Raw genomic sequence first — 12,559 nt, 5'->3', positions numbered from 1 at the left:
GCTGACAGTGGCAACGCGTCCCCTTGCATTAAAAACGCTATAATTTTTTTACGCAAAGCTGTACTAAGTTTTTTAACTAAGAATTCCGCACAGCACCATTAGCCTTTAACTTAGGATAAGCAATCCGTTTGTGATGAAATTGCTGCCAAACATCTACAAATATCTGGGCAATTTTTGACATTTCTTCTCGTGTTAATCCTGAATCTACGAGTTGATTATCTTGCCATTTGGCACGCAGAATATTATTAAGCATTGCTAAAGCTTGTTCAGTCGAAACATCTTTAAGCGATCGCTTTTCTGCCAAAGGTTTAGCCGATGCTTCAAGCGATCGCAACGCCGCTTCGCAAGAATCTGCTAACATGACAATTCCGGTTTCCCGTGATTGGGGAATCGGGCCATCGTAGCGAAAATCTGCGTCGTCTACTGTTAAACTTGGATTTTCTTGAGCCATTTGCTGGGCTTGATGATGGAAATAGGCAATCAGCATCGTTCCCTGATGCTCTGGAATAAAAGCTTGAATTGCTGTCGGTAAAAGGTGTTTACGCGCCATCACTAACCCTTCAGTTACGTGCTTTTTGATAATTTCTGCACTCTTCCAAGGGTCTTTAATCTCTGTATCATGTTTATTCGGCCCCCCCATTTGATTTTCAATAAATCCAAGGGGATCGTGCATTTTGCCAATATCGTGATATAGTGTGCCAGCCCTGACTAGTTCAACATTGCATCTTAGTTCTTTGGCAGCAGCTTCGGCAAGGGTAGCTACAAGCAGCGTGTGTTGAAAAGTTCCGGGAGTCTCTGTAGCAAGTCGTTTTAATAAAGGGCGGTTAGGGTTCGCCAACTCCGCTAAACGGATTGGGGTAACTAAATCGAAAACTTTTTCTAAATAAGGACTTAAGCCTAAAGCTACAACACTCCAGCCTAAACCGGATAAAGCAAACAATCCGGCTTCTCGGAGGACGAGATACCAAGTTGAACCAAACGCTTGACCAATTAAAATTTTAACAACCAGATAAATGCCGCCTTGAGTTAAAGCGATCGCCACCCCCAATAATGCTAATTCCTCACGCGATCGCAATCGTTGCGCTATGTAACTACCTAATATTCCTCCCCCGACACCAGCTAAAAGCGCAGCCTTGCTTATATCCAAGCTAATAGCTAATATTGGCAACAGCAATCCGACAACTGTCAACCCCAAAATGGGGCCATAGAAGCTTCCTAACAATAAACCAAGGGCGCTCCAGGTGGTATAAGGCAATCCCATCGTTACCAACCCTGGCACACTCAAAGTCAGCAGTAACACCAACAAGCGATCGCGTTGTCGCAATTCATAATTGACATGCCGTTCTACCCAGACAAAAATGGCAATGGCGATCGCAATAACGCCTGCTAACTTTACCAACTCCTGCCATTTTACCTCCCGGCGAACCAGGTGATAATGTTCCAACAGCTTAAAGTTCCATGCAGTAATCGGCGTTCCTTTTCTGACAATTACCTGGCCATCCCGTACCTTCACCATCACGGGTGGAACTACAGCAGCAGCCTTTTGAGCGTTTTCTCTAGTTTGTTCTTCATCTTTTTGCAGATTCGGCTTGAGTACAGCTAACAACAGGTTCTTTGCCAAAGATTCGGCGGATTCTGGTACAAAGGACTGCAATTGTAAACTCACCGCATCCTGTAAGATATTTTTTGGCAGTCCTTGTGGGATGCCTTGGGTGAGAATCCGCTCTGCACTCTGATGGATTCCCATTTGTGTTTTTTCCCACTCTTCATCTGACAAATCCAAAAGTACGGATTCTTCGTATAGTGGTTCTGGAGTAACAGTCTCTAACTGTAAAAGTTTAGTAGTGGCTTGGGTGTATCTTTGCCGTGCTTGGGAAATTTGGGAAATCACTAAAGACAAGTTTTTCTCAGAAGTGACGCGGTAAGATTCTAGTTCTGCTACTGCTTGAGTAAAATCAGTGTTTTGAGAAAAATCAACAGGCTTTGTCTTCTGTGGCGTTAGTGGCTGATTAGGTGCGGATGAGGCGGCGGTTCGTCCTGTTCCTTTCTTCTGCTGATTTTTAGTATTTTCTACAGCTATTAGCAGTGCTTTCCATTCCGAGTCAGGACAAGAGCGGAGGTAACGCTGGGTAGAAATGGACAAAACTACAGGATCAAAAAAAGGAAAAGCTCCAGCAACGGTGCGAATTTCGTTGCCATCATCCAGAAGTTTTTGCAAATTTTCGTTGATTTGTTCGTTCATTCGCGCATTAATCATCAACACCTGTAAGGATGTTTGACTAACGGCTTGGCGCTGTGATTCTGTTTTTTTCTGATCTTCAATGCTAGCTGTGTAAGGCGCTGTAATTGTTTGAGGCGCGGGATTCCCTACTTGAATTTGAGTCTGGTTGTATAGTCTATGCCCAATAACACCAGTCAGGGACACTAGAGCGATCGCTAAAATTACTAAGGAACACTGTTCATGTACCCAATCTAAAGCAACTGCATAAATAGTACTCTTAGTTTTGACCGATTTTGTCTTTGACTGAAGCGCTCTTTCTTGTTTTCGGCGATACCTACGGCTGGCTACGCCTACGCTTTTATCGTTGGTTTTTGATAAAAATAGAATTATATTCTTAAGCACAGTCCTTAGAAGTTCCCTTCTATGGGTTTTGCTTTTGGGACTTCTCATTAACTTTCCCTTACGGCGTAGTCCTTTGTACTGTCGCCGCCAGTTAGTCAATTGCTGGGTTAAGAACTGCAAAAATTGCTTTATTTTCATTATTTCTGCCTGCAATTGCTGATTTTGATAGCTCAAAATAGACAATCATCAGGGAAGTTTACTCTGCGGCTACTGAAACTAGGGTGGCAAAGCCTAATTAAAGCTTGCCATGATAGCTACCTACAGAATCAGTCCAAAAGTTTGCTGAAAAATTCTAGTATATAAGTTTTTTAGTTATTGGCCAGATTTAGTAGTCTTCAGTGTTTAGTACCCGCACCGTTGCTTTGTTCGGTAAAAATAGGATTAACGCGATCGAATAACGCGAGGAGCTGCGTAAACTGAAAGCAAAGCCACCTCATATCCCTCCTCAGTTAACTCCCTTGGATTTAAGGTAAGATCATACACTCCCGACCACACCGCCACAAATGCATCCGCCAATTTTAACATTTGGGAAAAGCTAGTTAATCCCCATGTTGGAGAATTCCTCTGCAAGAGCAAGACTTGCCAATTTATGGGAATTCCGCCTATACCGTTATATGCTCCTGATAAAGCACCAGTAATTGCACCTGTAGCCTGTAAATTTAGAGGGGTAGCATGTTGCATGAAATTGCCATTGTGAGTAGCCTGCAAAACTGCCAGCCGAAAGTCTTCCAAGGTACTCAAAAAGCAGTAGAACGCCATAGCAATAGTGTTACTGAGTTGTTCTTCTTTAACAAACTCAGCTTGCGCCTTTGACAATCCTGCCCCTTGCTCTAATAAATTCTGAACTGTTAATAATTTTTTTGGTATTGATGTCGAAGTTTGTCCGAGAAAAGAAATCGTTTGTGGGATAAGGGTTTGAGGGTTAAGTTTTTCAGTTAAGGCAAGAGCGATCGCATATCCTACTGCTAGCGTTCCATCCCTGATTATTGGGTCATCCTCCCACATTTTTAGGACATGCAGCAAGTTATGCCGGAGCTTAATTGGATTTTCGTGAAAAAAAAGTGCTACTGGTAGTGTCGCAAGAATTATTTTGATCGATATGTCATCAGTTGCTGCTAAATGAAGAGATTCTTGTTGCTGACGCGCTATCCAATCATTTAAATCTAATCTACCCAACGCAATCAAACTCTCAGTACCCAGAACCGCCATTCTGCCCAAATCTAGGTAACTCCAAGACTGTATATCACCAATAGCTAAACTTTCCCCCAGGAATGCTCCGAGTAAAGTACCTCTAAACCGACTTATAGGAGAGTAACGCATAAAGTATGTAGTTAGAAGTGAGGAGTTAATGAAATATTGCTAATTCCTAACTTTACTACCAACTACCAATTCCTAACTCCTAACTCTTATACGCGATTTATCGCGTCTCTCTTAAATAATTCACCAAAGCTTGTAAGCCCAACAAGTAACTTTGTCCGCCAAAACCACTTATTTGCCCAATCGCTACTGGGGCGATGTACGAATGATGGCGAAAATCTTCCCTGCGGTAAATATTACTCAGATGTACTTCGACTGTGGGCAAGTTAACAGCCGCGATCGCATCTCGTAACGCCACACTTGTGTGTGTATATGCCCCTGCATTAATCAAAATCCCGTGATGTTGCCCTAATGCGGCATGAATAGTATCTACTAAAATTCCTTCATGATTTGACTGCACAGAAAAAACTTTCGCCTGTATCTTGAATCCCTCTTCTTCTAACAGGCGATTAATTTCAGCTAGAGTCAAGGCACCATAAATTCCTGGTTCTCGCTGTCCTAGCAAATTTAAGTTTGGCCCATGCAGTGCCAGAATGCTTAAGGGTTGCAACGTCGAGTTGAGCACTTTGAGATTAGTGGCGACGACGCGAGCGATCATTTACAGGAATCGGAATCAGTTCCGGTTCCGGTTCTGCCTCTGGCCCTAACAGGCTCTCAATTAGCCTCCGTGCTAATTCCTTAACCTTTTCCAGCACCTTTTCTATATAGTCCATGAACTGACGACTCCTGAGATACTACCTCAATTTTTGATTAACAGGTACGCAGAAATTGGCATATTTTCGCACCTCTGGCTTCCAAACGGGCTGATAAACAATCCCGTGTTTGGGACATAAGCCACTTCTAAAATTTGGCGTTGTGTTTTCCCTTACTTTTTAGAGTATCACACTTGCACCTACTGAACTGCATCCTATCAAGGATGGATATCAAGGGTCAAGAGTTAGGGATCGGACTTTGGACTCTTAAGTTGCAATTAACCTTCTGTTGCCTTTTTTTTCGTAGAGGTTGTTGACTTAGCAGTTGACTTAGCAGTTGACTTAGATTTAGAAGTCGTTGATTTAGTCGTTTTACGAGTCGATTTCGCTGTCGATGCTTTAGCTGACAACAAGTTCAGCGCCTCAGCCAACGTTACATTTTCTACCGTTTGACCTTCTGGGATACTTACATTAGTTTTGCCATGCTTGATGTAAGGGCCATAGGGGCCATCGTAGATGTTAATTGTTTCTCCATCATCTGGATGTGTACCCAATTCGCGTAAAGCTGCCTTTGACTTGCTGTTTGTAGAATTGCGTCCTTTTTTTGGTTCAGCCAATAATTCCAATGCACGTTCTAAGCTTATTGTCAATACATTATCAGCAGCTTTTAGAGAACGGTAGTCTTTGCCTTCCTTACCTTGGTCATGAACTACATAAGGGCCAAAGCGCCCCAAACTTGCTTGGATTTTGCCACCAGTGACTGGATGAACTCCCAATGTCCGGGGTAGTGCCAACAGACCAACAGCCATTTCCAGGGTAACGGTTTCTGGAGTAACACCTTTGGGTAGGGAGGCTTGTTTAGGTTTGGGGTTTTCGTCGGTTTTGTCACCCAATTGAACGTAAGGCCCATAAGCACCAATTTTCACATAAATCGGTTCACCAGTTTCAGGATGCCGGCCTACCTGGTCAGGCCCTGTGATTTTTTGTCGCAGCAATACTTCTACCTGTTTGGGGTCGAGGTCGGCTGGTGTCAAATCTTTGGGAATTGAAGCGGTGATAACTCCGTCACCGTTTTCGACTTCAATGTAGGGGCCATATTTCCCAATGCGGACTTTCGCATCTAGATTCTCCAGTTCAACAGTCCTAGCTTTGGTGGCATCAATTTGACCTTCCTGTTCTTTTACCAGGGTTTCTAGCCCTTTCTCTCCTAGATAAAATTTTTGCAAGTAGGGTAGCCATTTCGCTTCACCTGTGGCAATGTCATCCAGAGTTTGCTCCATCTTCGAGGTAAAACTGGGATCAACAACGTCCGGGAAATATTTTTCCAGCAAGTCGGTGACGGCGAAAGCGGTGAAGGTAGGAATGAGAGCGTTACTCACCAAATGGGCATAACCTTTGTCAATGATTGTGCCAATGATGCTGGCGTAGGTACTGGGACGACCGATACCTTCGCTTTCTAAGGTTTTCACCAAAGTTGCTTCGGTGTATCTAGCTGGCGGTTGGGTTTCGTGCCCAACTGCTTCTAGCTCTGTACAATCGGGATGATCTCCTACTTTCAGATTCGGCAAAATCACTTCCTGGTCTTCTAGTGCTGCTTCTGGGTCGTCTGAACCTTCGACGTAGGCACGTAAGTATCCTGGAAATTCAATCTGTTTACCAGAAGAACGGAATCCTGCATCCTCAACTTGCAATTGCACAGTAATTTGAGTTTGGCGGGAATCAGCCATTTGACAGGCGACAGTCCGCTTCCAAATCAAATCGTAGACAGCAAGTTCTCGACCGCCCAAACCAGTTTCTTGAGGCGTGCGGAAGCTGCTACCTGCGGGACGAATTGCTTCGTGTGCCTCTTGTGCGCCTTTGGATTTGGTGGTGTATTGCCGGGGTTGGGGACTGAGGTATTGTTGACCGTAAAGCTTTTCTACACAACTCCGAGCAGCTGCGATCGCTTGATCTGACAAATGCACCGAATCTGTCCGCATATAGGTAATATACCCCTGCTCGTACAAATTCTGGGCAACCCGCATCGTGTCACGAGCTGAGAGGCGCAATTTCCGGTTAGATTCTTGTTGCAGCGTTGAAGTGGTGAACGGTGGTGACGGTTTGCGCGTCACTGGGCGTTCCTCCATCTCGGTAACACTCCAGGTTTTCCCTGTTAGGCGTTCCTTGAGGGCTACCGCTTGGTCTTCGTTGAGCAACAAGACATTGCGACCTGCGGTAATTTGTCCGGTTGTTGCATCAAAATCACTGCCGTTAGCAATTTTGGTTCCTGCCAATGTTACCAACTGGGCAGCAAAGGGGGTTTTTTCCTTTGACAAACTAGCTTTCAAATCCCAGTATGTACCCTCACGGAAAGCGCGGCGTTGGCGTTCCCTAGTGACTAAAAGTCGCACAGCTACAGATTGCACTCGCCCAGCAGATAATCCCCAGGCGATTTTTTTCCATAGCAGTGGAGACAGAGTATAGCCCACCAGTCGATCTAAGATCCGCCGTGTTTCTTGAGCGCGAACCAATTGCTCATCAATATTGCGGCAGTTTTTCAGAGCTTTTTTAATCGCCTCTTGGGTTATTTCGTGAAACACCATCCGCTTAGTCGGAACTTTCGGCTTCAGCAATTGGTATAAATGCCAACTAATGCTTTCACCTTCTCGGTCTTCGTCCGTTGCCAGAATCAGTTCATCTACATCTTTGAGGGCATCTTTGAGCTGGGTAACAATTTTCTTTTTGTCTTTCGGGACAACATACACCGGTTCAAAGTCGGCGTCCACATTTACCCCTAGCTGCGCCCATGATTCCCCTTTGACGGCAGCAGGAATTTCACTAGCCGACTGGGGGAGGTCACGCACATGACCCATAGACGCCTCCACCTGATAGCCTGCTGGTAGGTAGTTGCGAATGGTACGAGCTTTGGTTGGAGATTCGACAATGACGAGAGTTGACATGGAAATTTCAATAAAAAGAAGAGCTACTAAGCTAAACAGTCAAATTGAGGTAATTTTTGCAAATTGTCAAGATAAAAGGTCACGCTTAGGGCAGTGATTTAATCCTCACATAAACTGCCCGCTTGGGATAAAATCTGCTGAACTTATGGCCCAGTCTGTCCCAGAGGGTAGAGGAGGAGAACGCTGGGTGTGAATTTCCAGCTATTTCAATCTTTAACTTATCTAACGCATAATTGGCGACTACAGTTTTCAAAATATCATTGGGGAATGGGGAGTGAGAGATGAGGAAGTAGGGGAAGCAGGGGAAGCAGAGGGGCAGGGGAGCAGGGGAGCAGGGGAGCAGGGGGAGAATAATAACTCATAACTCATAACTCCTAACCAATCCCCAATCTTTAAGAGCTTGTGCCAAGATTAAACCAAACTTGAGAGCAAAAGCGAAATGGGGTTTGTACCCATGCCAGGAAAGCAAAACCATGAAACCGATTCGTCAAGGTGATGTAATCTTACTGCCTGTGCAGCAAATTGAAGGACAAAAAATACCTCACTTAACTTTGACCGAGGGCGAAGTTGCAGGGCATAAGCATCGCATTACTGAGGAAGACCCAAAATTATACGATAAAGATAGCACACTCTATTTGCGTGTCTTTTCAGAGTTTGCATTACTTGCCCATGAGGAGCATAAAGCTATTTCTATTCCCCAAGGTGACTGGATGGTGAAAATTCAACGGGAATAGGAGCCTGAAGGTTGGCGATATGTAGCTGATTGAGAAGTTAACGCCTGAGCAAGAGGCTTTGATTCCAGTTTATCGGGAAAAGTGGCGATCGCGCTTTCAAGTGAGCGAATTGATCGTGAAAAAGCGGCAAAAGCGGTAAAAGCCGCCTATGTTGCAATTAACTATGAACAGCCTAAAATTTTTTTTCAGGATAGTCCTTATGCAGCTTGCAACTGGATGCTAAAACAACTGCCTCCTGATTTTCTAGACAATTACTATGAACCAAATAGTTTAGCGACGTTATTTTCAACTCATTTCCTTGTAGAACTTTCGAGAACACTTGATCAACAGCTTGGGAACCAACTATGTAAGCAGTTAATCAACTGTTTGGATTATCTGGCAGACAATCCTTTCAATAATCAAATATTCCGCGACTTAATGGGCAAATTTAGCGCTAAACTAGTAGAACATTATTATTCATGGTGGATTAAAATTCAACTTATCGAGTGCTGCTTTGAACCTGAAAAGCTCGGTAATTCGATGATTGGGTTTTTTGATTTCTGTATATCTGTTTTGAACATTGTTCATCCTCAACAGGAATGGAAAGTATTTCAATCCTTAATTCAAGAATGTGCTTGGTTGTTTGCGTATGATGATATTTGTATCATCTGCGATCGCCCCCTTCACCTGCGCTTCGACAATCAAAATCGCCTCCACGCTGAAGGCGAACCCGCCATTGAATTTACCGATGGATATAGTTTGTATTCCCATCACGGTGTAACTTTACCTGAAAAATACGGTAAAGTCCACCCGCAGCAATGGCAATCTCAATGGCTTTTAACAGAAGAAAATGCCGAACTACGCCGAGTGTTAATTCAGGGTATTGGTTACACCAGAATTTGCCAAGAATTGCAAGCTATTGAATTAGATACTTGGCAAGAATATACACTATTAAAAATTGATGCTGATGTTGATGAAGAAGCAATTTATTTATTAAAAATGACTTGTCCTAGCACAAGCTTTATTCACGCCTTACGAGTTCCACCGAATATGAAATCAGCGCGTGAAGCAATTCGCTGGGTAAATTGGGGAATAGAACCAGAAGAATTTGCTGTGCAAACCTGATTTTTGAATTGGACAACAAACTAAAAAAATAGTCAACATAGACACAAATGGTTAATTTGAGCATACATCTTTAAAATTTACTGCACAACAGCCAACTCTACACCTCAACATAATTTAATTTCGTGTTAACGATAGTAGGCTGGTGTATCAACAAGTCGCTACTCTTTGTTAGAACCGTAGAAAAGACTCAAATTTGTCCTTTATGTCTTCAAGCAAGATTTTAAAATTAGAAAGTAAATGTGGTTCTCACTCTACTAATCACGATACTATCTAATGTTACCTTTGTTACCAGCAACCAGGAAAGCCAGTGTGGCAATATAGTTTTATATATTAAACTCAGTAATTATACTATCTGCAAATTTTTCTTAGTAAATACACTTAAATATTTTCGAGGCAATTGCCTTAAAAGCCTTTACATGAATGAATTTCGATGTTTTTAAAGTTATTGGCTAAATAACTTTTTTTTGTAAAAATAATTGCTATCTACTACACAAACACAGCATTACATGCCAAGCTAAGGACATCAAATACTTCAGCAAATAAATCAATGTTTACTCTACAAAAATTATCATTAGCCTTAGTTGGAACAGCAGTTGTTTTCATGAGTGCTAACCCAGCTGGTGCTGTTAGTCTGATTAAAGGGGGTTCTACACCTGTTGCAGGAGAAGGTCAATACACTAATATTCAAGGAGCTACAACGATCAACTTCAATTCAGGGACAGCAACTGATCCAAACGGATTTGTTACTTACTCTGCAACCAATGGAATTGTCAAAGGGAGCGTAGATGGTCAATATGCTACCCCCTTTGGTGATACCAGTAACTACCTAACGGTTGCGCCCTCAGGACTTCAAAATATTCGAGGAAGTGGTGATGAAACTATTACCTTCGCTAAGTCTATTGATTATTTTGGTCTCTACTGGGGGTCAATAGACACATATAACTTTGTGGATGTCTATAGCGGAGGCAAGTTACTAAAAACATTTAGTGGCGCAGATGTTCCAGGCGCTCCAGCTAATGGTGAACAGAGTGGTAGTGTAAATAATGTCTATGTTAATTTGTTAGCAGATAAAGGAGAGACTTTTGATAAAGTAGTTTTAAGATCAACTGGTCTTGCGTTTGAAACTGATAACCATAGCTACAGACTAGCTAGTGTTCCTGAACCTACTGCAACATTGGGCTTGCTAGTGTTCGGTGTTATGAGTGCTGGTTCATTTGTGAAACGGAAAACAAGGTTAGTTTAAAATAATCTATTAACTCTGTTCAAAAACTAACAATCTCCTTCGTATTTTTAAGATATAAAACCCAGCATTTTTTGCTGGGTTTTATTTTTGAACCAAAAAAGTGAAGATACAAAGAATAAATTTGCGTCTTCAAGTAAGATTTTGAAAATTAGAAAGTGAATGTGGTTCTCACTGTACCAATCACGATATCATCGTTTTGATTGTTATGATCTGGCGCTGTTAGCCAGATAATTCCTGGGGTAATGCTGATATTGTCACTCAGGCTATATTGATAGAAACCTTCAATGTGATATGAAGTGTCTGGATCTTTGTTGATACCTGCATTGCTGAGAGAACTGCTTACACTAGTAACTTTAGGTTCCATACCCACAATAATGCCTGCAATATTACCTTTTTTACCAAGATCCGGGAAAGCCAGTGTGACGGCATAGTTCCAGATGTCAGCATCGCCAGGAGTAACGGAAAGGACGCGAGCTTTGGTCAAGCCAGCCCAACCACTAATCACAAATTTTGAGCTAGGTTGAAAGGATGCTTCTATACCGTAGGAGTTACTGGAAGCATTCTGCAATATATCATTAGCGTTATTGCTACCACCACTACCATTGGCAAAAAAAGTATTTTTGTAGGCATTAATGTAGGTCAAACCAAGAGTAATTTGGTTACTAGGCTTAACAGTTAACTGCCCCATAGCACCATAAGCACCGTTGAACAGACCAGAACCTAGCTGAGGGTTAGCAGAATCATTAGCTAAATACCCGAAACTTAGTTCGAGGTTATCACTGAACTCGTGTTTGATTCCTATACCAGCCCCATTGACTAGATAATAAATTGGGTTGCGAGTGCCAAAATGGGAAAGGGCACCGCTACCACCGTCCCCATCTAGGTAAGGGTTGACTGTATTAGTGAAATCATCAATTGCACCTGCATTTGCTTCTAAGGTGACGCCTGTTTTATCACCAAGAGGGAACTGATACAACAGCGCGTCTATCACAACTCCATTACTGTTGTTACCACCAGCAAATCGGAAGTCACCTTCTGGTGTAAAGGTAGCAGTCTGAGAAAATGGGTCTAGGTTTGTTGCCTGAAGTCGTGTTCTGAGTAAATCTTTGCCAGTGAAACTGGTGTCAAGGTTCAGACGTACCCGGTCTGCAAGAACAGTATTTTGGTTTACTTTTTGACCATTAACTGTATTTCCATCTATGACATTCGCGATCGCTATTACCACTTCTCCATTCAGTTTGGTTGTGGTTGAGAACTGATTCGCCTCCAATTCACCAGTTTTAGCTTCTACTGCATCTACACGACCTCGGAGTATCGCCAGTTCTGCTGCAAAATCTTCTTGCAGCTTTTGTAATGTGGCTAAATCTTGTTTGTTGACTAAATCGCCGGTGGCTGTAGCAATAAGTTCGTTAACCCGATCAAGACAAGCATGCAAACCAGCCGCAAACTCATACCGCGTTAATGCCCGATTACCGCGATAAGTACTATTTGGGTATCCTGCAATACAACCATAACGTTCAACTAAGGACTGCAATGCTTGGAATGCCCAATCAGTGGGTTGTACATCAGAAAATTGAGACACGGAGGTAACTTGCGCCATTGGCTGATCTGGCGCTATGTTTGTAACTCTTATATCTGGATGAGCTAAAACTTGCGGTTGATCGATTTCAGACTTACCCGATGTTTCATTTGCAAATGTAGCAGTATTAAAAAATAGCATGACACCGCAGACTGCTGGACTAACTAGCAGATATTTCCAGAATTTTTGCATTTCTCTCCTCACACTGATATCCAACTCACACCCAAACCACGTTTTTGAAACGTGTATCTTATGAGAATATTTGTCAGCAATCTTATCAGAAGTAAGCAACCTTTTTAACAAAAAAGTCAAGAAATCCTAATTATTC

Annotated in this window: 9 protein-coding genes; 3 read left to right on the top strand and 6 right to left on the bottom strand. The window is 42.7% G+C overall.

Going from position 1 to position 12,559, the window contains the following annotated elements; genetic code table 11:
- Positions 1-76: 76 nt before the first annotated feature.
- From RMY00_RS16030 to topA, 5 genes are all read right to left on the bottom strand, one after another.
- Positions 77-2,761 carry an HD family phosphohydrolase gene (locus RMY00_RS16030; RefSeq protein WP_322648484.1) on the bottom strand — a complete coding sequence of 895 codons (2,685 nt, stop codon included), beginning with the start codon at positions 2,759-2,761 and terminating at the stop codon, positions 77-79.
- A 243-nt stretch (positions 2,762-3,004) separates the two neighbouring features.
- Positions 3,005-3,943 carry an ADP-ribosylglycohydrolase family protein gene (locus RMY00_RS16025; RefSeq protein WP_322648483.1) on the bottom strand — a complete coding sequence of 313 codons (939 nt, stop codon included), beginning with the start codon at positions 3,941-3,943 and terminating at the stop codon, positions 3,005-3,007.
- A 97-nt stretch (positions 3,944-4,040) separates the two neighbouring features.
- The gene (aroQ, locus tag RMY00_RS16020) at positions 4,041-4,538 is read right to left on the bottom strand and encodes a type II 3-dehydroquinate dehydratase (RefSeq protein WP_322648482.1); all 498 of its coding nucleotides are present in this window, start codon (positions 4,536-4,538) and stop codon (positions 4,041-4,043) included.
- Positions 4,513-4,653: a hypothetical protein gene (locus RMY00_RS16015; protein ID WP_167407621.1), complete on the bottom strand. Its 141-nt coding sequence runs from the start codon at positions 4,651-4,653 to the stop codon at positions 4,513-4,515. Before RMY00_RS16015 ends, aroQ begins: the two co-directional genes overlap by 26 nt.
- Before the next feature lie 257 nt (positions 4,654-4,910).
- A complete protein-coding gene (gene topA, locus RMY00_RS16010) occupies positions 4,911-7,571 on the bottom strand; it encodes a type I DNA topoisomerase (RefSeq protein WP_322648481.1) in 2,661 nt (886 codons plus the stop codon).
- A gap of 473 nt (positions 7,572-8,044) precedes the next feature.
- Between topA and RMY00_RS16005 the strand changes: the two genes are divergently transcribed.
- From RMY00_RS16005 to RMY00_RS15995, 3 genes are all read left to right on the top strand, one after another.
- Positions 8,045-8,305 (top strand): hypothetical protein, encoded by a 261-nt coding sequence (locus tag RMY00_RS16005; RefSeq protein ID WP_322648480.1) that lies wholly within the window; start codon positions 8,045-8,047, stop codon positions 8,303-8,305.
- A gap of 81 nt (positions 8,306-8,386) precedes the next feature.
- The gene (locus tag RMY00_RS16000) at positions 8,387-9,409 is read left to right on the top strand and encodes a DUF6745 domain-containing protein (RefSeq protein WP_322648479.1); all 1,023 of its coding nucleotides are present in this window, start codon (positions 8,387-8,389) and stop codon (positions 9,407-9,409) included.
- 547 nt (positions 9,410-9,956) lie between these two features.
- Complete coding sequence (locus RMY00_RS15995; RefSeq protein ID WP_322648478.1) at positions 9,957-10,652, top strand: PEP-CTERM sorting domain-containing protein; 696 nt, start codon at positions 9,957-9,959, stop codon at positions 10,650-10,652.
- Positions 10,653-10,800: 148 nt separating this feature from the next.
- On the opposite strand, the gene RMY00_RS15990 is transcribed toward RMY00_RS15995, so the two are convergent.
- Entirely contained in the window at positions 10,801-12,423 is a 1,623-nt protein-coding gene (locus tag RMY00_RS15990; RefSeq protein ID WP_322648477.1) for an iron uptake porin, read from the bottom strand.
- Positions 12,424-12,559 lie beyond the last annotated feature (136 nt).

It is taken from the genome of Nostoc sp. ChiVER01, assembly GCF_034531155.1.
Taxonomy (GTDB): domain Bacteria; phylum Cyanobacteriota; class Cyanobacteriia; order Cyanobacteriales; family Nostocaceae; genus Nostoc.
This window is presented reverse-complemented; position numbering and strand designations above follow the sequence as displayed.